Here is a 23,991-nt window from a genome sequence, read left to right as displayed (position 1 = left end):
TAGGAATGAATCGGAATCAGATCGTGAAAGGATTGTTGCATGTCTGCCTATGAATTAGCACAACTGAATATCGCTGTCATGAAAGAGCCGCTCGATTCGCCCGTGATGGCTGATTTTGTCGCGAACCTTGATCGTATTAATGCGCTCGCAGAGAGTTCGGAGGGGTTCGTATGGCGGCTGCAAACAGAAGAGGGCGATGCGACTGCGGTACGTCCTTTGGGAGACGAAACCCTAATTAATATGTCGGTCTGGCGCGATGTTGAATCCCTCAATAAATATGTGTACGGATCGGCACATGTGGACATTATGCGCCGTCGTAAGGAGTGGTTCGAACGCATGCAGGAGTCGTATGTCGTGCTCTGGTGGGTGAGCAAAGGACATCGTCCTGGCCTGGATGAAGCCATCGCAAAATTAGCGTTGCTGAGATCCGCAGGGCCAAGTGAGGCGGCATTCACTTTTAAGAATCCGTATGCGCCACCCGATGCTATCCAGAGCCGCACTCCCACATCGTTCGATGATACTTGTCCGACAAACTAAGCATGCATATGGAATCAGTTTTTGTATAAAGACTGATTCATCTCAAAGTGATCGCACAAACTTGCTGGCCAGCAAAAGTGTCCGGTTATACTACCGGCCTTATTCGCTTATGCTTTAACGCACTTTGAAAGAATGTATGTCAACACTACCAGCTTGCCCGCAATGCGCCATGGAAAATACCTACCCTGATGGCGACAACTATATCTGCGCTGACTGCGGTCATGAATGGTCAATGGTGGCCAGTACGGCCTCAGAGGACAGCGACGACCGGATCGTTAAAGATTCTAACGGTAACGTTTTGAGCGATGGTGACGCCGTTGTGTTGATTAAAGACCTGAAGGTCAAAGGCTCTTCGACCACCTTGAAAATGGGAACGAAGGTCAAAAGTATTCGTTTAGTCGGCGGCGATCACGAAGTCGATTGCAAAATGGATGCAGGTAGTTTTATGCTGAAGGCTTGTTATTTGAAGAAAGTCTAGCGCTTCAATCATTTCAGTATGTCCGAGAGTGAGCGCAATTTATTCTGAGATTAGCGTCGCCGATCCCATCACAAAGCATTCGCCGGAATAGAGGCATTATCTATTTTTAATTTCTAAGCTATCTTTTTTGTGTAAAAAAGAATAACATTTATTTGAACAATGATCTCATTGACCTGCCTATGCCAAATATTGACAGATGGTTAGCAATGATTATGGAGATTATTTGCTTAAGGAAATTCTGACAAAGTATAGAAGTCGACCTGATCGCAGCAGGCCGTGACTACACACACTTAGTGACTTAATCAGACGTTCCTCAACCTTGATATTGAAAGGCTTACGTCTGTGTATCAGCGCGCTTACATCTATTTTTCTCTGGCAACGCTTGTTGCCTTCCTCGGTTTTTTTCCTTCGTATTTTTCACGTTTAGGCTCCACAGATGTGGCTCACCATTTTCATGGCATCATGGCCTCGGCATGGATGCTGATGCTAGTGATACAGGCGTGGCTGATGCGGCAAAAGAACATGGTGCTACATCGCAGCATCGGTAAATTGTCGATCGTGATCGCTCCCTTGTTTTGGGTATCGGGTTTGCTGGTGATGCACGTGATGCTGGCGAGTGATAGTCCGTTTTCTAAGATGTTTGGTAAGCGCTTAGCTTTTCTTGATCTCACTACGGTCTTGTACTTTGCCTTTGCGTATATTGCGGCGATTTACTATCGGGCTAATATCCAGTTGCATGCACGCTTTATGGCGTCGACGGCGATACTGGTGTTACCTCCGGCGCTGGCCCGCTTCCTTGGTAATTATGTCCCAGGAATTAGTTCGTTTGAGATGGGTGTTCACGGTAGCTATCTGATCAGCGAACTCATCGTCGTATTGTTATTGCTAGACGATAAGCGACTAGGTCGCATCCGCTTGCCGTATGTCGGATTGCTGCTATTACTGCTCGTGCAGCATCTGGGCTTTATGAGCATCCATCATGTAGAGGCGTGGGTGCAATGGTGTAATTGGTTTGGCGCGCTTTAAACTACCTGCCATTCCATTTCGTGTAAAAAAGGTTTGATGATTCGATGGCATCCTGCTGACACCAGGTTCCAACTATTTTTATGCTTCCAGAAACTTTACAACTCCTTGTAACGCGCACGATGCCTTATGGTAAATACCAAGGCCGCTTACTGGCAGATTTGCCAGGGCATTATCTCGGTTGGTTTGCGCGCGAGGGTTTTCCTAAAGGTGAGCTGGGTAGTCTGATCGCCTTGATGTATGAGCTGGATCACAATAACCTGCGGTCCTTGCTGGATCCATTGCGACCAGCGTGATGGAATGTAATCTGGATTGATGCAAAAACCAGAATCGCTCAACGCTGAGAAAACACAAGACAAGAGCAAGCAGCGTTGATGTACTAACTTTAAAAACGAATCCGCAAGCTGGGTGCGCCTGCTGGCCCGAAATGCCTCCGGAAGCCGTATCCAGATTGCGGATTCATTATCTGGAAATGCTAAAAACCTTTCAATCGATATTCGATGGAGCTGCTTACGCCTGTTTTTCTTTGTGTCTCCCGGATCTCAATAGTTCTGTGGTGAGAGGTCTTGGTTTTTCCCCGGGTCCTGTTAATAAACATCGCGTCTGTATCTGCCATCATCCAATAATTGTTCCAAGACCTCGTCACCAATGATCTGTCTCAGTGCCCGGTCAACGCCATCTGCCATGCCCGCCAGGCTGCCGCAGACATAGATGGCGGCACCGTTTTGCACCCAACTCAGCAGCGTTGCTGCGTTGTCCAGCAGCTTGTCCTGAACATAGATACGTTCTTCCTGATCGCGTGAAAACGCCAGATCGAGTCGTTGCAGCAGACCTTGATTTTGCCAGGTGAGGATTTCTTCGCGGTAGAAAAAATCCTGATGCTCATTTCGCTCGCCAAAGATCAGCCAGTTCGATTGTTGTCGGTTCACTGCCCGCTGTTTGAGATGGGCGCGTAGTCCTGCCAAGCCGGTACCATTGCCAATCAAGATCATGGGCTGATCGGTGGCGGGCGGATGAAAACTGCGATTTTCACGGATACGTACAGCAATGTCAGAACCTACTCTGGCATACGCTGTCAGCCAGCCAGAGCCGATGCCGAGCTTGCCGTTTGCCTGCTTTACCTGGCGTACTAAAAGCTCAAGTGCGCCATCTTCTTGAATCGACGCAATCGAATATTCACGATGGGGTAGTGTGACCGGATCGCTGGAAGCTCTGATATGGTCAGGAGGAAATTCTGGACCAATCTCCACAATATCGCCCGCCTGCCACTGCGGCTCGCTGTCTGCTGGTGGTGTTAAAACGATGTGGAACGCCGCACCGCCAACACTATCCGGATTGAGTAACTGGCGTGCGCTAAGGGTCCAGCGCTCATAGCTGGGCTGGCTCCAGTCCGCCATGTCGGTATGACCGCTCAGGGTGCCGAGATGATGCTGCCAGTGACGCAGCGCTCCTTCATCGCCGTTATCGACCTCGACCAGGTCAAATAAACCGGACGCATGATGTTGCCTTAACCAGTGATCAAGCTGATGGCCGAATGCACAGTAATGCTGGTAATTGCGATCACCGAGCGCCAGTATGCCGTAGCGCAATCCAGACAGATCAAGTGGCTGGCTCATCGCATGGCGAGTGAATTTTGCTGCCTGATCCGGAGCATCGCCTTCTCCTGTGGTACTGACGATAAACAGCATTTGCGATTGGCTGAGTGACATCTGCCGGAGCCGCTCAGGCGTCAGATCTTTGATCGGTATGAGCTGCACGGACATGCCGGCGTCATGCAGGTTTTGTGCTGTCCGGTGTGCCAGTTGCTCAGCGTAACCAGTCTGGCTTGCGTACACAACGACGATCGCCGGATGAGCATGGTCGGATGTCAGTGCCGGTAATACATCGGGTTTGCGCATCTGATGTGCCTGTCGGATCGCACTACAAAACACCAGATAGGCGAGGACAACCAGCGCGGCGAGTGCATAAGCCTGTTGTGCAGGCATCATGCCCAGAGCATGGTGACCCAGATAGATGCCGCAACAACTCAGAAATAAAAAAAGTCCGGTCAGCAAGAATGGTTGTAATCGTTCAAACATAGAGATGAATTCATGCCTCCAGCATCGCTTGCATGGCGTTGCTCATATGCTCGGTAAAGTGATTGTCGGTATTGTCGTGGACTACGTCATAGGATAAAAACAGCGCCGCGACATGCAGTTGATTGGCGTAGGCTAGTCCTTGTTCTGCTCCCATAACCATCATGGCAGTTGCCAATGCGTCTGCCACCATACATTCCGCATGACATACCGTGACAGAGGCAAGCGGATGCGTGACCGGATATGCGGTGCGTGGGTCAATCGTATGAGAATAACGATGCCCATTTTTTTCTCTGTAACGACGATAGTCGCCGGACGTGGCGATGGATAAACCATGTAAGGCAAGGATCTTCATCCGGTCCTGCGCAGGCGTTGTGGCTGGTACTGTAACTGGAGGCTGCTCCAGTTCTACCCACCAGGGCTGATGGTCCGGCTTGATCCCGAAGCCGCGTAGCTCACCACCGACTTCGACCAGATAACATGGGATCGCTTGCGACTCCAGATATCGGGCAACCTGATCGACGCCGAAGCCTTTGGCAATCGACGATAAATCGATTGCCAGCCCGCCTGGCTGGTAAGCACGCTGTTGCACTCGATCCAGTTGAAGCTTCTGCCAGCCTGAGGATTGCTTTGCTTCTTGCAAGGCAGGATCACCCGGCAAGTCATCATGTTTATCCGGTCCAAAGCCCCAAAGATTCACGACCCGGCCAATACTGGGATCGTAGGCGCCGGCGCTTTGCTGTGCGATAAACACGGCGTAATCCAGTACCTTAAAAAATGCCGCAGGCAGGTGATGCCATGTACCCGCAGCCGCCTGATTAAATTGACAGAGATCAGAACTCGCCAGCCAGGTACTCATCTGCACAACAACCTGATCGAGTTGTGCCTGAATACCTTGTTCCAGCATCTGAAGCCTGCTCTGCAACTGTGGTCCACCGGAGACAACCAGCTTTACTGACCAGGTAGTGCCCATGGTGTGACCGGATAACTGCATAAGCTGCGCATCCGGCGGCAGTGCGGGCGGTTCAGTGAAGCTGAGTGGGATAAATACCTGTTTCATTAAAGCGGACTTTGTTTTGAATCTTGTTAGGGTCTGGACTTACACAAAAAACCAAGACCTCTTACCACATAGGCATGGAGGCCCAGAGACACAGAGGAAAGGCAAGAGTGAACAATGCCATGATGTATCGATTAAAGAGTTTTCAGACATTTTCTTAAAACGAATCCGCAAGCTGGATGCGGCTTGCAGAGGCATTTTGTGCCAACAGCCGCATCCGGACTGCGGATTCGATATACGTAGCGACGTGAGTGGCTACCGTCGGCTATCGTTTTTCGTCATTCCAGATGGCGATTATTGTGGCAATACTTCCAGCGTGGCGACGTAGCTTGCGCGTCGTTCTTTCGCCCCTTTCACCGTTGCTTTATCGTCCTTGACCGTGGCTTCCAGCCAGTACATGCCTGCGTTCGCTGTATTGATAGTGAACTTGCCGTCAGCATCGGTGGTCAGCAATTGCTCATCCAGTTTTTGACGATAGCGAATACCGCCCAAGATCACACTGACCTGAATTTTAGCCGCAGGTTGTCCGTCCAGCATCATGCGGAAATTCGCTTTTTCGCCCGCCACCAGATCATTCGGATGGCTGATTGCCTGCATCTCCAAGCCCTTGCCTGTGATCTCCAGTGACTTGGTGCTTGGCTTGCCGCTCGTGACAAAGGTATCGATACGCGCTTGTGCCTGCGTGACCTGCACGTCCTCTGCATCAGCGGGAATTTCTTTGCTCATGTTGTCTGCCAGGCCGCGCCAGCGTTTTGGCGTTCCTTTGTCTTTATAGCTTGCCATGACATTGTCGTTCAAGATACTCAGCTTATAAGTGCCGGTGGTTGCCAGGCGCAGATCAAAGGTGCTGCGGAGCTTGCTGGTATTGGCGTTTTCTTCTTTAATCATGCTGCCGTCGGGCGCAATAATTTTTAAACTGTCGAGTCTCAGCGGTACATGATCAAGATAAAACATATCACTGGCGACGGCGGCATCTACCGTGATCCAAGGCGCATTGGCCGCTGTGACGGTCGATGACGGCAACAAGAACGCGCGATGAGCCTGCGCTGCGAATGGTGCAGAGACGGCGAATGCGAGAGTGAGGAATTTGAGAGCGACGATGTTAAGATGGAATTTCATAATGAGGTCGGTGCCTTAAATTTTTATGGTTTGACAGTGAGACTGACCTGACCCAGCTCATGACTGCCTTGGGCTTTTGCCGTTTGTTCTGTTTTGGCATTCCATTGGAAAGGCAGCTTCACGACTTCACGGCCACCGCCTTCGCGGGCTGCTTCTACAACCAGCTGATACTCACCGGCAGGCAACTTTGCCAGCGTGCCCTTATCGCCGGAAAAACTCAAACTCTGTTCACCGACAACCCGGGTCGCACCGCTGACACCATCGACCGGCATCGCCAGATCGCGACCGCTACGACGCCACCATTGGCGCAAATCCTTCAACCATTTCGCCCCTTCGTTGTCGCGTTTTTTCAGGTCATACCAGACGGACAGATTGCCTGCAAAAGTCTGATCCGGACTCTCTATCCATACCGCCACATAAGGACGATGGTATTCCGCGACATTGAGGCGAGGTACTTCGATTTTGACGGTCAGATCCGCCGCCATGCTGCTTGTGCCAAGCAGGCTGGTGATCGCAAAAGGGAGCAATTTACGCATGAACAACACCTCACAAAATGAAAGAAAATAGAATCCGTATAAGCAGGAAAAACTCAAGAAACAAGTAAAAAAAACGGGAAGCGGCTAGTGCACAAACAGGATCGCCAGCAACAAGGGCAAGACCAGGCCAAGACCGACTATCGGCCAGGTGATGGGGCGATTAGCGGTGTGCATTTTTAAGAGGAATAAACCGGTAATACAAAAAATCAGACAGGCAATCGCAAACAGATCAATGAACCAGCTCCAGGCGTTCCCAGCATTGCGGCCTTTATGCAGATCGTTGAAATACGCGATCCAGCCGCGATCCGTCAGTTCAAATTCGAGTTCTCCGTGATCCAGGGCGATGCGCAGCCAGGCATCACCGCCGGGGCGCGGCAGGGACAGATACACTTCCTCCGGTGACCATTCTGCGGCTTGCGTATTGACGCGAACGGACAGCGTTTGTTCCAGCCATTGACGTACTTCGGCGGGTAGCGGATCTTTATCACTGTGCGGCGTTTGCTGATGTTGCTGAAGTTGCGTCAGTAAAGCTGGTGGTAACTCGGCAGATTTTTTTGTGATTTGCGGATGCGCTTCTATCTGCGCAGAATGATTCAGCGTGATGCCAGTCGCGGCGAATAACAGCATCGCGATCAGGCAAAGTGCCGAGCTGATCCAATGCCACTGATGCAGGTGGCGCAGCCAGAAGGCGCGCTTCTGCTGCTGACTCGGATCGGGGCGATGATGTGCGACTTTTGTCGTGGCACTGGTATTGGGCATGTCGCTTATGCTATCCGTCGCAAGGCAGCAGATAAACATTCTAAATGATAATAATTCTCATTATAGAATAAAACATGTCGTGAAAAGCAACTTATTCCGGTTTTTTTGTAACGGCTTGTTGATACAGACAAAAGCATTATCACCAATAAAAAACCACAAGCAGCGACTCATATTTTAGGGGTCGTTACTTGTGGTTCATATCGGTTCGTACTATCTCGTGATGCTTATGTTTCGTCTGGTGCTAATGCCTGGCGAATATCTTCATAAGTCAATTGCGGTGCAAATTGCACGATGAAATCGAGAATATAACTACGCAGATAAGCACCGCGCCGCACCGCCAGCCGGGTAACATTCGGTGCAAACAAATGGCTTGCAGGCAGCGCTTGCAACGCGCTGAAGCGGCGTGTATCGATCCCGGTTTCCACCGCCATTTCTGCCACCAGTCCCACACCTAATCCAAGCGCCACGTATTGCTGAATCACGTCAGAGTCCATCGCAGTGAGCACGATATCCGTACGCAATCCCGCTTGCTGGAAAGCCTGATCAATATGGCCGCGACCGGTAAAGCCGACATCATAAGTAATCAAAGGATAGTTCGATAAATCTTCGAGTGTGATCGGTGTTTTTCTCAACAAAGGGTGGCCGTCCGGTACCACGATCACATGGTTCCATTCGTAGCAAGGGAAAGATACCAGATCCTTAAACTGCGATAAGCCCTCTGTCGCAATCCCCACGTCTGCTTTGCCCGACAACACCCACTCAGCGATATGCTCAGGTGAGCTTTGTTGCAAGGCGATACGTACATCCGGGAAGGCATTGCGAAATCCCTGTACCACTTTAGGCAACACATACCGTGCCTGCGTATGAGTGGTCGCAATCGTCAGCGTGCCCTTGGTCTGATCAGAATAGTCATCGCCTGCCTGGCGTAAATTTTCTGCTTCGATTAATAAGCGTTCAATAATTTTCAGAATGTCTTTGCCCGGCTCGGTCAGACCGGTCAGCCGTTTACCGTTACGCTCAAAAATATCAACGCCGAGCTCTTCTTCAAGTTCGCGTATCTGGCGGCTCACACCGGGTTGTGAGGTAAATAAAACATTGGCGACTTCGGTCAGGTTATAACCGCAACGTGCTGCTTCTCTGATCGAGCGTAATTGTTGGAAATTCATAATTTTATCCTGCAGCCTGATCAACAAACACGGCCAGACGTCGTGGTTTGACCACCAGTGCTTCGCCGACTTTTAATTTGAGCTGGTGGTAACGCTCACTGGAAATCATTGCTTCGATCAGATCACCATTGTCATCACGTTCCAGCTCCAGTTGTGCCAGCGGGCCTATGCTATGAACGCGGCGCAATTGCACCATCAAGCCTTCGGCACCCGGTGAATAGCGATCAATTTCAAGATCGTGCGGACGCACATAACCAATGCCTGTGGCATCCCGCGTAGTCGCATGATCCGGCGCGTCAAATGCCACACCACCGGCATCGAGAATCCCCTCGTGCAAACGACCTTTGAACAGATTTACATTCCCGAGGAAGCCATACACAAAAGGCGATGCCGGATGCTGATACACCTCGGCAGGCGCGCCGATCTGTTCCACCTGACCATGGTTCATCACGACGATCTGGTCTGCTACTTCTAGCGCCTCTTCCTGATCATGTGTGACAAAGATACTCGTGACATGCAACTCATCATGCAAACGGCGCAACCAGCGGCGCAACTCTTTACGCACCTTGGCATCGAGCGCACCGAACGGTTCATCGAGCAAGAGAACCCGAGGCTCCACTGCCAGCGCACGTGCCAGCGCAATACGTTGCCGCTGGCCGCCGGATAATTGCGGTGGATAGCGATCCGCCAGCCAGTCAAGCTGTACTAGCTCCAGCAACTGTTTGACCTTTTCTCTGATCACCGTTTCTGATGGCCGTATAGCGCGCGGTTTGACGCGTAAGCCAAAAGCGATGTTTTCAAAAATCGTCATGTGCTTAAACAAGGCGTAATGCTGAAATACAAAACCAACCTGACGTTCGCGCACATGTTGGTCGGAGGCATCCTGACCGTCCAGCAATACCTGACCGCTGTCGGCATGTTCCAGCCCGGCGATGATGCGTAACAGCGTGGTCTTGCCGCAGCCAGACGGACCGAGCAGAGCGGTCAGCTCACCATTAGGAAAATCCAGCGTGACATCATTCAGCGCGGTGAAGCTGCCGAATTTTTTATGTAAGTGATTCACTGCGATACTCATTGTGTACTCCTATTCCTGAGGGATGGCTTGCGACTCATCGGTGCGCCATTCCACGATCATTTTTAAAGCCAGTGTCAAAAGCGCCAGCAAGGTCAGTAGCGATGCCACCGCAAAGGCGGCCGTAAAGTTATATTCGTTATAGAGAATTTCGACCTGCAGCGGCATGGTGTTGGTCTCGCCACGGATATGTCCCGATACCACGGACACCGCGCCGAATTCCCCCATCGCGCGGGCGTTACACAAGATCACTCCGTATAACAGTCCCCATTTAATATTCGGCAAAGTCACATACCAAAAGGTCTTCCATCCTGAGGCGCCGAGCACCAGTGCCGCCTCTTCTTCCTCGCTGCCTTGCGCCTGCATCAGCGGGATCAGCTCACGGGCAATAAATGGAAAAGTCACAAAGATAGTTGCCAGTACGATGCCAGGAACCGCAAATAAAATCTTGATGTCATGCTCACGTAACCAGGGGCCGAACCAGCCTTGCGCACCGAACAGCAAGACATAAATCAGGCCAGAGATCACAGGCGATACCGAGAACGGCAAATCAATCAGGGTCAGCAAGATGTTTTTACCGCGGAACTCAAATTTCGCAATCGTCCAGGCCGCCGCCACGCCAAACACCAGGTTTAGCGGAACCGCAATACCCGCCGCAATCAGCGTCAGACGAATCGCAGATAACGCATCAGGTTCGATGATGGCTTTCAGATAAACTTCCCAACCTTTTTTAAATGCCTCGGCAAATACCGCCGCCAGCGGAACAAATAAGAACAGGGTCAAAAAAATAAAAGCCGTGACGGTCAGTAACACGCGAACCCAGCGCGGTTCTTGCGTTGCGGCAGGCGTAATTGCCGGCTCAATCCGGCGTCGTACTGCCGGAGTCGCACGAGATGATTCTGTCGCCGTAGCATTGAGAGAGGTGCTGGTCATTATTCAATCTCACTTTTGTTTCTGTTGCGACTCCAGGCCTGCAATAAGTTGATCGTCAGTAGCAGAACGAATGACAGCAGCAGCATGACGACGGCAATCGCTGTGGCACCTGCATAATCATATTGTTCCAGCTTGGTGATCATGAATAAGGGCGTGATCTCAGACACCATAGGCATGTTGCCCGCGATAAAAATCACTGAACCGTATTCGCCGGTTGCCCGTGCAAACGCCAGCGCAAAGCCTGTCAGCAAGGCAGGCAAGATGGTTGGCAAGATGACTTTGACAAACGTTTGCCAATGGCTCGCACCGAGACTGATGGCGGCTTCTTCTAATTCTTTTTCCGCCTCTTCCAGCACCGGTTGCACGGTACGGACGACGAACGGCAAACCGATAAAGGTCAGGGCGACCAGCACGCCTAATGGGGTGAACGCGACTTTCAGACCGAGGGGGGCGAGTAACTTACCAAGCCAGCCATTCGGCGCATACAAAGTCGCCAGCGTGATACCGGCGACCGCAGTCGGTAAGGCAAACGGCAGATCGACCAGCGCATCAATCAGGCGCTTACCGGGGAATTTATAGCGGACTAACACCCAGGCAACGATGCCGCCAAAAACAACATTGATCAGTGCACCGAGAAACGAGGCGCCAAAGGTCAGCCTATACGATGCAAGTACCCGATCCGACGTGACCGTATTCCAAAAAGCTTCCCAGGTCATGGTAAAGGTTTTCAGGAAAATGGCAGACAGCGGAATGAGTACGATCAGGCTCAGATACAGCAGGGTAAATCCCAGGGAGAGCTGAAACCCCGGAATCACCCGCTTAAACCGTGATTTTGTGTGTAAAGCATGGGCCATGCTTAGTCCTTATTACGAAGATGACTATAGATGGCACATGATTGCAGGATTTTATTATATTAAAAACGAATCTTTTTGCATGTTTATAGATGAAAAACGCATAAACGATTGGTTCACAGTGAATTTTCTGTTGCGATTAGCCTGATCCGGGGCGGCAAAGTCACTCGGTTCAGGCGGCGATCAAGGCACTGTTGACGAGTGACGCCGCTGACAAGTCCAATGTATCGGCCAGGTTTCCGCGTGGCAGATCGAATAAAAAGCCTTGCAGATAATACGGATACTGATCCGTGTTACTGAGCTGAAGGGTATTAAAACGGGCGTCATTATCAATCCGTTTGAAGATGACTTTGCAGTTAAAGCGCTGCGCTTTTTCCAGCAACTCTTGCTGAGCTTCTGCATTGTTTGCATGAGTAATATCGATTTTGATCGAATCAGGCTGCACGCGTTCCAGTAACTCGCGCGCCTGATCCAGGCTCGCCGCATTGACGCCGATCCTGAAACCGTTACGCCGGTAATTGTCCGCCACATGCGTCAGCACCCAGCGCTGGCTTGGCGCGATCAGTGGCAGTTGCAGCACAACCTGCTGATGCGGCAAACCAAGCAAATCCAGAATGCGGCGAAACGCCATACCATGATTGCCCTCTATCGCCGCCAACAGACGCGTATGCACACTCAGATACAGATCGCGCTGCGCCGAATCCGGCTGACGATAAAAATTCACCGCATGCAAAATCCGGCAGAGCCGGTCAAGTTCCACCGACTCCGCATCATTCGCCGCATGATCCAGCAAGCGCCAGATATTCAAACCCTGATCGACACTAGAATAACTGCGCGCATACGCCTCATAGGCAACTACACACTGATCATCCGCAGAACGGATCGCCTGAAAAGCACTGGTCAGCGTCGAATTAAAATACCGCCCACGCGCCCGTCCTGTCTCATCGAGGCATATAGTGCTGCTCGCACTGTGACTGCTATTCAGGTGACTTAAATATTGTTGCAACGCTGGAGACGGCATAGTTCTTTCCTCATCTATCGACGATCAATGCGGAGTATCAACGATCGATATCCTGTAGAGGCGAAGAGTAGTGCGCGTGCTTAGAAATGAAAACGAATCGTTTCGCGTTTTAATATGAGGTTTTTGAATGATTATGCGTCTACTTGATTTGCATGCCTGTACGTGATTTTTGACTTATCAAGTCCTGCGCATACAAAAAATTAATGCACATCCTTTTTTCAAAGAGATGCGCATCAATTATTCAACCTCAGATGATCCTCAGTAAAAATTTATTTCTTACTAAAAATCTTATCGAACTCCCCGCCATCATCAAAATGTTTTTTCTGCGCTGACTTCCAGCCGCCGAACAATTCATCTACTGTAAATAAAGTGACGGGTTTAAATGAGGCCGTGTATTTCTTTGCGGCGATTGCCGAGCGCGGGCGTAAGTAGTGTTTGGCGATGATGTCCTGACCAGCTTCTGAATATAAAAATTGCAGATACGCCGTTGCCTGCTTGCGGATGTGGAGTTTGTCTACGACTTTGTCGACAACGGCAACCGGCGATTCGGCAAGGATGGAGGTACTTGGGTAGACGACTTCAAAATTGTCGCCAAATTCGGTGCGAACTAATTGCACTTCATTTTCAAATGTCACAAGCACGTCACCGATCTCGCGTTGCGTGAACGTTGTTGTCGCGCCGCGTCCACCGGCATCGAGTACCGGCACGTTCTTGAACAGTTTTTCAACAAACTGGCGAGCCTGAGCTTCGTTGCCGCCTTTTTTGATCACGGCACCCCATGCGGCAAGATAGGAATAGCGGCCATTGCCTGAGGTTTTTGGGTTCGGGATGATGACTTTGATGCCGGGTTTGACTAGGTCATCCCAGTCCTTGATTTGCTTGGGATTGCCTTTACGCACCAGATACACCATGGTGGAATAAAACGGTGCCGAGCCATTCGGGAAGCGCTTCGCCCAATCGCCCGTGACCAGGCCATGCTCTGCCAGAAAATCGATATCGTTGGCCTGATTCATGGTCACTACTGATGCTTCCAGACCATCGGCTACCGAGCGTGCTTGTTTGCTGGAGCCGCCGTGGGACTGATTGATGGTAATGGTTTCGCCACTGGTTTTTTTCCAATCCGCGATAAAGGCTGGATTGATGTCTTTAAACAGCTCACGTGTTACGTCATACGACACATTTAATAAATTAATTTCTGCTGCCTGAGTTGGTTTTGCCGTGAAAAAACATGCCATTGCTGCCAGCATGCTTGCTGAAATCAGGGTTTTGATCGACGTGCGTTGTGCAGATGCAGCAGTAAGGCTGAGGCTGCGCGCAGTGTGTGGGGAGTACGGGGAGAAAATAGAAGTTGATTGCGTCATGATGATATATCCAAGGGGAAAGTAGCGCTACACAGAATCATTAAGAGTTAGTAACCCGGATTCTTTCACAGGCACCGCCTGTTGAGAATGACTGCTTTTTCATATGCTTATGCAAAAAATAAGCGCAATGCAGCATTTATTATTAGAAATTTTCATCCACTTCATCAGCTAAAATCATCAGCATCTGCGATTCCTCATTGACAATATCTGCTTTTCTGGCGTGCTCGGCAGGGTGTACTATCTAACCACAGAGACCTGTTCGCAGGACATTATGCGCCTCTAAGCGATTGATGTTTTGTTGAGCCGGAATAGCGCCGGTGAACCGATAATCCGGACTAAACACGCTGTTTGCATGGATAGAGAATGATCATGAATTCTTTGAAACATGGCATCAGTATTTTGATCGCACTGCTCACTGGCATGTGCTGTGTAACTTCGTCGGCCATCGACACGAGTGTGGTCAATATTCCGGTAAAAAAATCAAACTGGGATGGTCCGGTTGACGGACCACCGAAACAAACCGGCAAAAAAATCACCTTTATCACCCAGGATTCACGCAACGGTGGCGTCTCTTCTGCTTACCGCGGATTTTATCTGGCCGCGATTGAGCTGGGCTGGTCCCTGAGTATTGTCGATGGGAAGAATGACAGAGCCACGATACGCTCTCTCTTCAGCGATGCGTTGCGCCAGCATCAGGACGCGATCATCCTCGGGGGTATCGAGTTTGACGACAGTTTTCAGGATCTCAGCATGCAGGCAAAGCAGGAAAAAGTCATCCTCGCAGGCTGGCATGCTAATGCGAAGCCGGGACCAACCAAGGATTTGTTCGTCAATATCACGACGCCATACGAAGAGGTCGGAAAAAAAGCGGCAGAGTTTATCATCGACAATAGCAAAGGCGAGATCGGCGTTATTATTTTCAACGATGATCGCTTTGGCATCGCGAACGCCAAGACTGCCGTAATGATGGACATCGTTATCCGCTGCGCCCGCTGCAAACTGCTCTCGGTCGAGAATATGCAAATTGGTCATGCGAACCAAGAGATGCCGGGTGCGGTACTCAGGTTGAACCAGTTGTACGGCAAGCGATGGACGCATACGCTGGCAATTAATGATGCCTATTTCGATGCGATCAACGTACCGCTGGTGCGAGCCGATCGTAAAGACATACAGAACGTCTCCGCGGGTGATGGCTCTTATAACGCGCTGAGCCGTATTAAATCCGGTATCTCGCAGCAGGTAGCCACGGTGGCCGAGCCTTTTGCACTGCAAGGCTGGCAACTAGCCGATGAACTGAACCGGGCATTCTCTGGCTGGCCACCTAGCGGTTACATCAGCAAGCCCATCGTTATCACGAGTCCGCTGATCAACCAGCTCAAAGGTGCTGAGATTGATTCCATCCTGAACTATAAGGAAAACTATTCTGCGATCTGGACTGGTAAGAACTACCTGAAATAAGATACCTGCCTGGAGAAAAACTGGCTGGTGTTTAATGCCGAGTTTTTGAAATTTTAAATTTTAACGCGCAATGTTCAGATACCAGTTGTCTGGCACCTGAACACCATCTGCTGATGTTCTTTAACTCCAACTCAGATCCGTGTGCGTCAGCGGCAATTGCCGCACACGCTTACCTGTCGCCGCAAAAATTGCATTGCATACTGCCGGTGCCAGCGGTGGAAAAGCAGGTTCACCCAATCCCGTGACAGGGAAATCTGTTTTCAAAAAATGTACCTCAACTTTAGGTGGCGTATCCGCGATGCGAAGCAGCGGATAGTCATGAAAATTACTTTGCGTAATACGTCCACGCTCTACCGTTAGCTCAGGATACATCAGTGTGCTGAGTCCATCGATGACGGATCCTTGTACCTGATTTTCAGCACCGCTGAGGTTAACAATTTGCGCGCCGATATCGGACACCACGACCACACGATCTACCTTAAGCTCACCTTTTTTAGATACGGTCACTTCAGCGACCTGGGCAATGTAGCCGCGGTGACTGAAGTGGAAAGCGATGCCCTGACCTTGTCCGCGAGGGAGAGTTTTTTTACCCCAGCCGGATTTTTCTGCAACTTCTTGCAGCACATGTTTCATGCGGCCGACGTGATACGGTTGTCCGCGTTCACCTGTCCCGGCAATAATCTCTTTGTCACCCAGAATCTCTAAGCGGAATGCCAGAGGATCGCGGCCAGCAGCATGCGCTAGTTCGTCGATAAAGCTGTGAAAGACCCAGGCAAAAACATTACTTCCCGGCGCACGCCAGGGTCCCATCGGAATACCGCATTCAATCGGGGTTTGCTCTAACAGGCAGTTTTCTACCCAGCGTCCCGGAAATTCATCGCCACTCAAACTACCACCGCTACCCGGCTGCAGAATGCTCTTGCCCTCACGATTCACCCGGTTTGCGAAGGTGACAAAATGATTATGCCAGGCGATCAGCTTACCTTTGGCATCGATGCCACCGCGCAGAAAATGGAAACCCCCTGCGCGGAAATGATCATGCTGGATGTCATCTTCTCTGGACCAAGTCAGCTTAACCGGTGCTTTAACCTTTTGCGCGATTGCGGCGGCTTCCACGACATAGTCCGAACTGAGCCGACGTCCAAAGCCACCACCGCTGCGCGTGATGTGCATCAGGATTTTTTCTTTCGGAATATTTAAAGTCGTCGCAACCAGATTCTGTCCTGAACCGGGATTTTGCGTCGGAGCCCATAATTCCAGACTGCCATCCTCCGGCTTCCACCAGGCGGTGCAATTTTGCGGTTCTATACTGGCATGCGAGATGAATGGATAGCTATAGGCAGCTTCCACCGTTTTGCTGGCATGCGCGAGTGCAGTGACAGCATCACCATCCTTGCGCAAGGTCGTTGCTCCGGCTTGCGTAGACTGGGTTTGCGCCTGTATGGCAAATTCAGCCCAACTCTGTTTGGCATATACGCCCTCGTCCCAGGTCACTTTGAGTTGTTTGCGTGCACTGAATGCGGCCCAGGTTGACGTTGCAATAATCGCGATACCGGGAACCAGGCCATTCAAATTACTGGTGCCTTCGATCATAAATGCATCACGCACACCGGGTAAGGTTTTGATCACGTCAAGATTGGCGCTGATCACTTTGCCTCCAAACACCGGACATTTTTCATATACGGCGTACAGCATGCCCGGTAATTTCACATCGATACCAAAGAGCGGCTTACCACTGACGATGGCGGCATTATCGACCCCGCCGATACGGGTTCCCAGTAGTTGATAGTTGGACGGATCTTTTAATATGACATTCTTAGGATCCGGTACCGGGAGCGTCGCTGCTTTTGCAGCCAGAGCACCATAGCCCAATGTGCGCTGGCTGGGCGTATGTAAAACTTTGCTACTGACCGCTTTGCATTCACTAACCGGGACTCCCCAGGTCTGGGCTGCGGCATCGACCAGCATGGTACGTGCAGTAGCGCCCAGTCGATGAAAGTCGTTATAGTTATTGAGTGTCGAGGTCGATCCGCCTGCGCTTTGATTACCGTAGGCGGGATTCAGATCGCCCTGAACGATACGTACGTCTTTCCAGTTCACTTCCAGTTCCTCTGCAATCACCATGGGCAACGATGTCTTGATTCCCTGACCGATTTCCGGTTGTTTCGAGATCAGAGTCACGCTGCCATCTGCGGCGATACGGATGAACGCATTCGGTGTGAAGTCGGCTGTCCCCGCTGTGTTTGACCGTGTTGCCGGTTTGGCGATCTGGTCGGCATTGCCTGCATTGACATAAAGGCCAAGCACGAGTCCGGTCGATGTCAGCGCGGAGTGACGTAAAAACCGGCGACGGCTTGATGATGCCGGTGTGGTGTTGCTTGATGTACTGATAGAGACACGCAATAATTTTTCCAGAGAAGAAGTTTTCATTTGTTGCCTTTCTTCGCTACGCTGATCTCCGCCGCCCTGTGTATGCCTGCCCGGATACGTATATAAGTCGCACAGCGGCATAAATTGCCCGCCATGGCGCTATCGATATCGGCATCACTGGGGTGGGGTGTGCTTTTTAACAGCGCGCAAGCGGTCATGATTTGTCCCGCCTGGCAATAGCCACATTGCGGCACATCGAGCTCTTGCCAGGCTTGCTGCAAGGGATGCATTGCTTTGGCATCCAGGCCTTCAATTGTCGTTATTTTTTTCTTTCCCAATGCAGAGACCGGTAACAAGCATGAACGTGTCGGTGCACCATCAATATGCACGGTACAGGCGCCGCATTGCCCGACGCCGCAGCCATATTTCGTCCCGACCAGGTTCAGACTGTCACGCAATGCCCAGAGCAATGGGGTATCCGGTTCTAATTCTAGCTGATGTGCCTGACCGTTGACGTTCAATGTGTATTTGCTCATGGCTAACTCGGCTGAAAAGAAGAAAAGACGATGTTAACTCAATACGGCTTATTACACATAAAGCGCTACGGCAGCAATCGTATATGCGTAAACCGCATATTCAACCGCGAAAGGATTCGTTTTATTTTAGGTGGTGAAGCTTTAGTCTATATTCCTCAGTCGTTCATTACTTTTCGCAATTTTTTTGTATTAAGGATATTCAATGAAGCTCAAGCACTTTGTCTCTAATCTCCGGAATCTCAGTATTGTCAGTGCTCTTGCTACTGCCGGATTACTATCCAGTGCCGCATTTGCCGCGGATGTGACTTTATTGAATGTTTCTTACGACCCTACCCGCGAGTTATATCAGGAAGTCAATCAAGGCTTTGCCAAGCAATGGAAAGCCAAGACTGGTGACAATGTGTCGATCAAACAATCGCACGGCGGCTCGGGTAAACAAGCGCGTACCGTCATTGACGGCCTCGATGCCGACGTGGTGACACTGGCTCTGGCCTACGACACAGACGCGATTGCTGAAAAAGGTCTGCTTGATAAAAACTGGCAAAAACGCCTGCCGCATAATGCATCACCCTACACATCCACGATCGTCTTCCTGGTGCGCAAAGGGAACCCAAAAGGGATTAAAGACTGGGCGGACATCGCCAAGCCAGGCGTCTCGGTCATCACAGCGAATCCAAAAACCTCCGGCGGTGCGCGCTGGGCTTATCTCGCTGCATGGGGTTATGCATTAAAAGCGCCGGGTGGTTCTGAAGCGACTGCCAAAGAGTATGTCCAAAAATTATTTAAAAACGTACCGGTACTCGACTCAGGTGCGCGTGGTTCGACGGTGACGTTTGCCGAGCGCGGTATCGGCGATGTCTTGTTGTCCTGGGAAAACGAGGCCCATCTCGCACTCAAAGAATTCGGCGCAGATAAATTTGAAATCATTGCTCCGTCCATCAGTGTGCTGGCAGAGCCGCCAGTATCCGTCGTCGATAAAGTGGCAGACAAACACGGTACCCGCAAAGTAGCAGAAGCTTATCTGAATTATCTGTACACCGATGAAGCGCAAGACATTATCGGCAATAACTACTATCGCCCTGCAACAGAAAAAGCTGCGAAGAAATACGCCAGCAAGTTCCCGAAAATCAAATTGTTTACGGTAGACGATACCTTCGGTGGCTGGACAAAAGCACAGAAAGAACACTTTGCCGATAACGGTGTGTTTGATCAGATCTATCAGCCAGGTAAGAAGTAATTTCAGTACCAAGGCGCTGCCCGGTCCCTGTTCAGGTACGCAGACTGAGCGGCGCAAAGACAATTAGCGTGAAAGAAATCGTATGACCATATTATTGCTCTCAGGAAGTCCGTCGCTGCCGTCGCGTTCTGCACGCTTATTGCATTATGTGGGCGAGCGTCTTACTGCGCTTGGCTTGCATACATCGACGGTCCAGGTCAGGGATTTGCCGGCGCAAGCCTTATTGCATGCGGACTTCGCCAATCCCGAGCTGCTAGCAGTAAAGCAGCAACTGGCAGAAGCGCAGGCAGTCGTGATTGCCACGCCGATTTACAAGGCAGCGTATAGCGGTTTGTTAAAAACTTTTCTCGATATTTTGCCGCAAGACGGACTGGCCGGTAAGCTGGTATTGCCTGTAGCGACCGGTGGCAGTCAGTCACATATGCTGGCGCTCGATTACGCTTTGCGTCCTGTGCTGGCCTCACTTGCTGCGGCACATATTCTGCCCAGCGTGTATGCCACTGACAAGCAGGTCGAATGGTCTGAGCAACAAGGCATCAAGATTGATCCAGCCATCTTGGAGCGTCTGCACGAGGGCGTGCGCCAACTGCATCAGGGACTGGCCGATCGTAACGACGCAGTAAATAATACCGACGCCATCAATTTACGCGGACGTGCAGACCGGCAGGCAATCCAAGAGTCACTGCGATGTAGTGTCTGAAGCAATGTCGCTCTGACACAGGATGATGATGGATTATTGAGTTAAATATTGAGTTAAATATTGAATTAGATAATTGAGCACTAAGTAACCAGCATCAGCAACGCACTGTCAGTCCCCTCATTCGTTTGATTGTTCCAGATGTTGCGCCTCCTGTTAAGCGCGACAGGGACGCTTGTCACTTTTCGGAAAGTACACATCATGAGTAACACATTATTCCAAAATAAAAAGCGCCGCACACTGGGCGTACTTGCCGCCATCGCTGCGGGTGTCGCAGGCGGTTTTCCTGCACTGTCACTGGCGCAAAACAAGGCAACTACCTTACGTATTGGTTATCAGAAATACGGCACACTGACTTTATTAAAAGGAACAGGCGCACTCGACAAGCGTCTCGCAGCGCAAGGTATTGAAGTGAAGTGGACCGAATTTCCGGCAGGGCCGCAACTGCTAGAGGGTTTAAATGTCGGCAGTATCGACTTCGGTACGACGGGCGAGGCGCCGCCGATTTTTGCACAGGCCGCCGGGGCAGATTTACTTTATGTCGGCAATGAGCCGCCAGCACCGGGCGGAGAGGCGGTGATCGTCCCTAAGAATTCGACGTTAAAAACTGCCGCTGATTTGCGCGGTAAAAAAATTGTCCTGAATAAGGGATCGAACGTCCATTACCTGCTGGTCAAAGTGCTGGAAAAAGCTGGAATTGCCTACAAAGATGTCGAGATCATCTACCTGCCACCCGCCGATGCGCGTGCCGCATTTGAGCGAGGTAGCGTGGATGCCTGGGTTATCTGGGATCCTTTCCTTGCTGCTGCCGAAAAGCAGTTGGGCGCACGCATCCTGATTGATGGCAAAGGAGTGGTCAGCAACCATCAGTTCTATCTGGCAGCACGTCCATATGCACAAAAATATCCTGAGGTCGTCAAAGTCGTGCTCGAAGAGCTGGCCAGAATCGACGAATGGGGTGGAAAGAATCTGAAGGAAGTCACCAGCATTCTTTCTGCTCAGGTTGGTCTTGATCCCGCCATTGTTGATATCGCGACTCAGCGTGCTACGTTTGGCGTGAAGCCCTTGACCGAGCAAGTGATTCGCGAGCAGCAAAGTATTGCCGATGTTTTTGCTGATCTGAAATTGATACCGAAACGTATCAATATCAAGGACGCCGTTTTTTCAGCCAAGCTCTGAGGTTAACGATGAGGTTGCTATTACGTCGTATGTCTCTGGCATTACCTGTCGTCTTGTTGACGTTAGCATCCTTATTGCCCGTTAGCGCTCTGGCGGCATTGCAATCTGCTGAGCAATCAAAAACACCAAAAGAATTACGTATCGGTTTTCAAAAAAGCTCGGTCAATCTGACCTTGCTCAAACATCGACAAGCACTGGAGCAACAATTAAAGGGCGTTAAAGTTACCTGGTTCGAATTCACTGCCGGACCGCAGATGCTGGAAGCCTTATCGGTCGGCAGTATTGACTTTGCGACGACTGGTGAACCTCCACCAATTTTTGCGCAGGCCGCAGGCAGTAATTTGGTGTATGTCGGTGCTGAACCAGCTAAACCGGCGGTCAGTGCGATTCTGGTCAAGCAAGATTCTGTCATCAAAAATTTACCGGATCTGAAAGGCAAGAAGATCGCTTTTCAAAAAGGATCGAGCGCCCACTATCACGTTTTGCGCGCCGTGCAACAAGCAGGATTGCAATGGTCGGATATCACGCCGGTGTATCTGGCACCCGCTGATGCCCGCGCTGCTTTTGAGCGCGGTAGCGTCGATGCCTGGGCAATCTGGGATCCTTACTGGGCCGCGATTGAACAAAATACCAAGCCGCGAGTGCTGGTGACAGGAGTGGGGCTGGTCAACAATTTGTCGCATTATCTGTCTAGCCGTAGTTTCGCCGATCAGTATCCTAAGCTCATCCAGTTATTGTTTGAAGAGCTGACCAAGAGCGATACCTTCGTGCAAAAAAATCGTACGGAAGCGATTGCGATTGTCGCAGCCAGTACCGGTCTTGATAAGCCAACGATCGCCGCTTTTCTGGAGCGTCGTCCGCGCTCGCCAGTGGTCTATCTGACCCAAAACATCATCGATGAACAGCAGCGTGTCGCGGACAATTTTTACCAACAAAAACTGATTCCTAAGTCCGTCAACGTGCGAGACGCAACCTGGACGCCACCTGCCAGCGTATCGACTGGCAAGCTGTCAATGTATTGAACAAAAGGGTATTGAACAGAGCGGTTACGCAAAACTAAAACCTCGCATCACGGAGAAGCAGAGTCACCGAGATACAGAGCAGGAACAGTAGCAGGAGCAGTAGCAGGAGCAGGAGCAGGAGTTAGCGGCCCCATGAAATATCGATACAGGGTTTTAGAGAATTTTCAAACGAATCCGCAAGCGGAATGCGCCTGTTGGCACGAAATGCCTCTGGAGGCCGCACCCAGCCTGCGGGTTCAATCTCTGCAGTGGCGGACAGTTTGTCGTTTTGTATAAATTCTGTTGAATATCAGATTAAAAAACCAGATTAAAAAACCAGATTAAAAAGTCAATTGAAAATACAGGAGCAATCATGAGTCTGAATGTTTTTTGGTTCATCCCTACCCACGGCGACAGCCGTTATCTGGGTACCACGAAGGGCGCACGCGAGATCAATTACGACTATCTGCGTCAGATCGCAGTAGCTGCCGATACACAAGGGTATGACGGGGTGTTACTGCCGACAGGTCGTTCTTGTGAAGATGCATGGGTGGTTGCTTCCAGCCTGATTGGTGCCACCAGGAATCTGAAGTTTCTGGTCGCAGTGCGACCCGGTCTGAGCTCTCCTGGTCTGGCGGTTCGCATGGCATCGACCTTTGACCGCTTATCGAACGGACGCCTGTTGATCAATGTTGTCACGGGTGGCGATCAGGGCGAGCTTGAGGCCGATGGTGTATTTGCCGATCATGCCGAGCGCTATGAGATCAGCGATGAGTTTTTGCGTATCTGGCGCGGTGCTTTATCCAATGGTGATCAGGGTTTTGATTTTGAAGGCAAACACCTGACTGTCAAAGGGGCAAAAACTTTGTATCCGCCGGTACAAAAACCGTATCCGCCCTTGTATTTTGGCGGTTCCTCCGAGGCGGCGCACGAGCTGGCTGCGGAGCAGGTCGATGTCTATCTGACCTGGGGTGAGCCACCCGCGGCAGTGGCCGCGAAGATCGCTGATATGCGCGCCCGTGCCGCTAAATTTGGCCGTACTTTGCGCTTCGGCATCCGTCTGCATGTGATTGTGCGTGAAACCAATGCCGAAGCATGGAAAGCGGCCGAGGAGTTGATCAGTCATGTTGACGATGCGGTGATCGCACGGGCACAGGCATCGTTTGCCAAGATGGATTCGGTAGGGCAAAAGAGAATGAGCGCTTTACATGGCGGCAAGCGTGACAAGCTCGAAGTCTCGCCGAACCTGTGGGCCGGTGTTGGTCTGGTGCGCGGTGGCGCAGGAACCGCGCTGGTCGGCGATCCGGAGACGGTCGCAGCACGCATGAAGGAATATGCGGATCTGGGCATCGACACCTTCATCCTCTCGGGCTATCCGCATCTGGAAGAATCATATCGTTTTGCTGAACTGGTTTTCCCGTTGATTGGCAAAGGCAGTAATCGAGAAGTCAGTAGCTTGACCGGTCCGTTTGGTGAAATTGTCGCCAACGAATTTGTTCCTCAAGCGTCACAAAGTTAATGAGGT

At 50.9% G+C, this 23,991-nt stretch carries 23 protein-coding genes; 10 read left to right on the top strand and 13 right to left on the bottom strand.

Features of this window, described 5'->3' with window-relative positions:
* The first annotated feature begins 39 nt into the window (after window positions 1-39).
* From ACO0K4_RS01915 to ACO0K4_RS01900, 4 genes are all read left to right on the top strand, one after another.
* On the top strand, window positions 40-537 hold the full coding sequence (locus tag ACO0K4_RS01915; protein WP_422954904.1) for a DUF3291 domain-containing protein: 498 nt from the start codon (window positions 40-42) through the stop codon (window positions 535-537).
* 136 nt (window positions 538-673) lie between these two features.
* The gene (locus tag ACO0K4_RS01910) at window positions 674-1,015 is read left to right on the top strand and encodes a zinc ribbon domain-containing protein YjdM (RefSeq protein WP_422954903.1); all 342 of its coding nucleotides are present in this window, start codon (window positions 674-676) and stop codon (window positions 1,013-1,015) included.
* A gap of 342 nt (window positions 1,016-1,357) precedes the next feature.
* Window positions 1,358-2,041, top strand: coding sequence for a hypothetical protein (locus ACO0K4_RS01905; RefSeq protein WP_422954902.1), 684 nt, complete (start codon window positions 1,358-1,360; stop codon window positions 2,039-2,041).
* 80 nt (window positions 2,042-2,121) lie between these two features.
* Window positions 2,122-2,334 carry a DUF3820 family protein gene (locus tag ACO0K4_RS01900; protein WP_422954901.1) on the top strand — a complete coding sequence of 71 codons (213 nt, stop codon included), beginning with the start codon at window positions 2,122-2,124 and terminating at the stop codon, window positions 2,332-2,334.
* A gap of 291 nt (window positions 2,335-2,625) precedes the next feature.
* Here the strand turns inward: ACO0K4_RS01900 and ACO0K4_RS01895 are convergent, their stop codons facing one another.
* The 11 genes from ACO0K4_RS01895 to ACO0K4_RS01845 all read right to left on the bottom strand — a co-directional run bounded on the left by ACO0K4_RS01895 (window position 2,626) and on the right by ACO0K4_RS01845 (window position 13,874).
* Window positions 2,626-4,116 (bottom strand): sulfite reductase subunit alpha, encoded by a 1,491-nt coding sequence (locus ACO0K4_RS01895; protein WP_422954900.1) that lies wholly within the window; start codon window positions 4,114-4,116, stop codon window positions 2,626-2,628.
* A gap of 10 nt (window positions 4,117-4,126) precedes the next feature.
* Entirely contained in the window at window positions 4,127-5,173 is a 1,047-nt protein-coding gene (locus tag ACO0K4_RS01890; RefSeq protein ID WP_422954899.1) for an FAD:protein FMN transferase, read from the bottom strand.
* A gap of 291 nt (window positions 5,174-5,464) precedes the next feature.
* Window positions 5,465-6,289 (bottom strand): DUF4198 domain-containing protein, encoded by an 825-nt coding sequence (locus ACO0K4_RS01885; RefSeq protein WP_422954898.1) that lies wholly within the window; start codon window positions 6,287-6,289, stop codon window positions 5,465-5,467.
* 23 nt (window positions 6,290-6,312) lie between these two features.
* Window positions 6,313-6,825: a DUF2271 domain-containing protein gene (locus tag ACO0K4_RS01880; RefSeq protein WP_422954897.1), complete on the bottom strand. Its 513-nt coding sequence runs from the start codon at window positions 6,823-6,825 to the stop codon at window positions 6,313-6,315.
* 84 nt (window positions 6,826-6,909) lie between these two features.
* Window positions 6,910-7,584 (bottom strand): PepSY-associated TM helix domain-containing protein, encoded by a 675-nt coding sequence (locus ACO0K4_RS01875; RefSeq protein ID WP_422954896.1) that lies wholly within the window; start codon window positions 7,582-7,584, stop codon window positions 6,910-6,912.
* A gap of 224 nt (window positions 7,585-7,808) precedes the next feature.
* Entirely contained in the window at window positions 7,809-8,750 is a 942-nt protein-coding gene (locus ACO0K4_RS01870; RefSeq protein WP_422954895.1) for a CysB family HTH-type transcriptional regulator, read from the bottom strand.
* 4 nt (window positions 8,751-8,754) lie between these two features.
* Window positions 8,755-9,825 (bottom strand): sulfate/molybdate ABC transporter ATP-binding protein, encoded by a 1,071-nt coding sequence (locus ACO0K4_RS01865; RefSeq protein WP_422954894.1) that lies wholly within the window; start codon window positions 9,823-9,825, stop codon window positions 8,755-8,757.
* A gap of 9 nt (window positions 9,826-9,834) precedes the next feature.
* Window positions 9,835-10,755, bottom strand: coding sequence for a sulfate ABC transporter permease subunit CysW (gene cysW, locus ACO0K4_RS01860; RefSeq protein ID WP_422954893.1), 921 nt, complete (start codon window positions 10,753-10,755; stop codon window positions 9,835-9,837).
* Entirely contained in the window at window positions 10,755-11,609 is an 855-nt protein-coding gene (gene cysT / locus ACO0K4_RS01855; RefSeq protein WP_422954892.1) for a sulfate ABC transporter permease subunit CysT, read from the bottom strand. The genes cysW and cysT overlap by 1 nt, the downstream gene beginning before the upstream one ends.
* A gap of 169 nt (window positions 11,610-11,778) precedes the next feature.
* On the bottom strand, window positions 11,779-12,627 hold the full coding sequence (locus ACO0K4_RS01850) for an EAL domain-containing protein (RefSeq protein ID WP_422954891.1): 849 nt from the start codon (window positions 12,625-12,627) through the stop codon (window positions 11,779-11,781).
* Between the two features lie 269 nt (window positions 12,628-12,896).
* Entirely contained in the window at window positions 12,897-13,874 is a 978-nt protein-coding gene (locus ACO0K4_RS01845; RefSeq protein ID WP_422955416.1) for a sulfate ABC transporter substrate-binding protein, read from the bottom strand.
* A gap of 483 nt (window positions 13,875-14,357) precedes the next feature.
* Between ACO0K4_RS01845 and ACO0K4_RS01840 the strand changes: the two genes are divergently transcribed.
* Window positions 14,358-15,446, top strand: a complete 1,089-nt coding sequence (locus ACO0K4_RS01840; RefSeq protein ID WP_422954890.1) for a substrate-binding domain-containing protein — start codon at window positions 14,358-14,360, stop codon at window positions 15,444-15,446.
* A gap of 120 nt (window positions 15,447-15,566) precedes the next feature.
* Here ACO0K4_RS01840 and ACO0K4_RS01835 read toward each other — a convergent pair whose 3' ends face one another.
* Both ACO0K4_RS01835 and ACO0K4_RS01830 read right to left on the bottom strand, forming a co-directional pair.
* Window positions 15,567-17,876, bottom strand: a complete 2,310-nt coding sequence (locus tag ACO0K4_RS01835; RefSeq protein WP_422954889.1) for a molybdopterin cofactor-binding domain-containing protein — start codon at window positions 17,874-17,876, stop codon at window positions 15,567-15,569.
* Complete coding sequence (locus ACO0K4_RS01830; RefSeq protein WP_422954888.1) at window positions 17,873-18,352, bottom strand: (2Fe-2S)-binding protein; 480 nt, start codon at window positions 18,350-18,352, stop codon at window positions 17,873-17,875. The genes ACO0K4_RS01835 and ACO0K4_RS01830 overlap by 4 nt, the downstream gene beginning before the upstream one ends.
* Before the next feature lie 202 nt (window positions 18,353-18,554).
* Here ACO0K4_RS01830 and ACO0K4_RS01825 point away from each other — a divergent pair, with 202 nt between their 5' ends.
* The 5 genes from ACO0K4_RS01825 (at window position 18,555) to ssuD (ending at window position 23,985) form a co-directional block, all read left to right on the top strand.
* Window positions 18,555-19,589: a sulfate ABC transporter substrate-binding protein gene (locus ACO0K4_RS01825; protein ID WP_422954887.1), complete on the top strand. Its 1,035-nt coding sequence runs from the start codon at window positions 18,555-18,557 to the stop codon at window positions 19,587-19,589.
* A gap of 82 nt (window positions 19,590-19,671) precedes the next feature.
* The gene (ssuE, locus tag ACO0K4_RS01820) at window positions 19,672-20,289 is read left to right on the top strand and encodes an NADPH-dependent FMN reductase (RefSeq protein WP_422954886.1); all 618 of its coding nucleotides are present in this window, start codon (window positions 19,672-19,674) and stop codon (window positions 20,287-20,289) included.
* 198 nt (window positions 20,290-20,487) lie between these two features.
* Window positions 20,488-21,465, top strand: a complete 978-nt coding sequence (locus tag ACO0K4_RS01815) for a sulfonate ABC transporter substrate-binding protein (protein ID WP_422954885.1) — start codon at window positions 20,488-20,490, stop codon at window positions 21,463-21,465.
* A gap of 8 nt (window positions 21,466-21,473) precedes the next feature.
* The gene (locus tag ACO0K4_RS01810) at window positions 21,474-22,487 is read left to right on the top strand and encodes a sulfonate ABC transporter substrate-binding protein (protein ID WP_422954884.1); all 1,014 of its coding nucleotides are present in this window, start codon (window positions 21,474-21,476) and stop codon (window positions 22,485-22,487) included.
* Between the two features lie 352 nt (window positions 22,488-22,839).
* On the top strand, window positions 22,840-23,985 hold the full coding sequence (gene ssuD / locus ACO0K4_RS01805; protein ID WP_422954883.1) for an FMNH2-dependent alkanesulfonate monooxygenase: 1,146 nt from the start codon (window positions 22,840-22,842) through the stop codon (window positions 23,983-23,985).
* Window positions 23,986-23,991 lie beyond the last annotated feature (6 nt).

This window comes from Undibacterium sp. RuTC16W (genome assembly GCF_049339445.1).
Taxonomy (GTDB): Bacteria; Pseudomonadota; Gammaproteobacteria; order Burkholderiales; family Burkholderiaceae_D; genus Undibacterium.
Note: the sequence above shows the minus strand (reverse complement) of the source record. Positions and strands in the feature narration are given on the sequence as shown.

Coding starts and splice junctions, on each gene's coding strand:
- ACO0K4_RS01915 (WP_422954904.1), top strand. CDS start 40: ATGTCTGCCTATGAATTAGCACAACTGAATATCGCTGTCATGAAAGAG.
- ACO0K4_RS01910 (WP_422954903.1), top strand. CDS start 674: ATGTCAACACTACCAGCTTGCCCGCAATGCGCCATGGAAAATACCTAC.
- ACO0K4_RS01900 (WP_422954901.1), top strand. CDS start 2,122: ATGCTTCCAGAAACTTTACAACTCCTTGTAACGCGCACGATGCCTTAT.
- ACO0K4_RS01895 (WP_422954900.1), bottom strand. CDS start 4,116: ATGTTTGAACGATTACAACCATTCTTGCTGACCGGACTTTTTTTATTT.
- ACO0K4_RS01890 (WP_422954899.1), bottom strand. CDS start 5,173: ATGAAACAGGTATTTATCCCACTCAGCTTCACTGAACCGCCCGCACTG.
- ACO0K4_RS01885 (WP_422954898.1), bottom strand. CDS start 6,289: ATGAAATTCCATCTTAACATCGTCGCTCTCAAATTCCTCACTCTCGCA.
- ACO0K4_RS01880 (WP_422954897.1), bottom strand. CDS start 6,825: ATGCGTAAATTGCTCCCTTTTGCGATCACCAGCCTGCTTGGCACAAGC.
- ACO0K4_RS01875 (WP_422954896.1), bottom strand. CDS start 7,584: ATGCCCAATACCAGTGCCACGACAAAAGTCGCACATCATCGCCCCGAT.
- ACO0K4_RS01870 (WP_422954895.1), bottom strand. CDS start 8,750: ATGAATTTCCAACAATTACGCTCGATCAGAGAAGCAGCACGTTGCGGT.
- ACO0K4_RS01865 (WP_422954894.1), bottom strand. CDS start 9,825: ATGAGTATCGCAGTGAATCACTTACATAAAAAATTCGGCAGCTTCACC.
- cysW (WP_422954893.1), bottom strand. CDS start 10,755: ATGACCAGCACCTCTCTCAATGCTACGGCGACAGAATCATCTCGTGCG.
- cysT (WP_422954892.1), bottom strand. CDS start 11,609: ATGGCCCATGCTTTACACACAAAATCACGGTTTAAGCGGGTGATTCCG.
- ACO0K4_RS01850 (WP_422954891.1), bottom strand. CDS start 12,627: ATGCCGTCTCCAGCGTTGCAACAATATTTAAGTCACCTGAATAGCAGT.
- ACO0K4_RS01845 (WP_422955416.1), bottom strand. CDS start 13,874: ATGCTGGCAGCAATGGCATGTTTTTTCACGGCAAAACCAACTCAGGCA.
- ACO0K4_RS01840 (WP_422954890.1), top strand. CDS start 14,358: ATGAATTCTTTGAAACATGGCATCAGTATTTTGATCGCACTGCTCACT.
- ACO0K4_RS01835 (WP_422954889.1), bottom strand. CDS start 17,876: ATGAAAACTTCTTCTCTGGAAAAATTATTGCGTGTCTCTATCAGTACA.
- ACO0K4_RS01830 (WP_422954888.1), bottom strand. CDS start 18,352: ATGAGCAAATACACATTGAACGTCAACGGTCAGGCACATCAGCTAGAA.
- ACO0K4_RS01825 (WP_422954887.1), top strand. CDS start 18,555: ATGAAGCTCAAGCACTTTGTCTCTAATCTCCGGAATCTCAGTATTGTC.
- ssuE (WP_422954886.1), top strand. CDS start 19,672: ATGACCATATTATTGCTCTCAGGAAGTCCGTCGCTGCCGTCGCGTTCT.
- ACO0K4_RS01815 (WP_422954885.1), top strand. CDS start 20,488: ATGAGTAACACATTATTCCAAAATAAAAAGCGCCGCACACTGGGCGTA.
- ACO0K4_RS01810 (WP_422954884.1), top strand. CDS start 21,474: ATGAGGTTGCTATTACGTCGTATGTCTCTGGCATTACCTGTCGTCTTG.
- ssuD (WP_422954883.1), top strand. CDS start 22,840: ATGAGTCTGAATGTTTTTTGGTTCATCCCTACCCACGGCGACAGCCGT.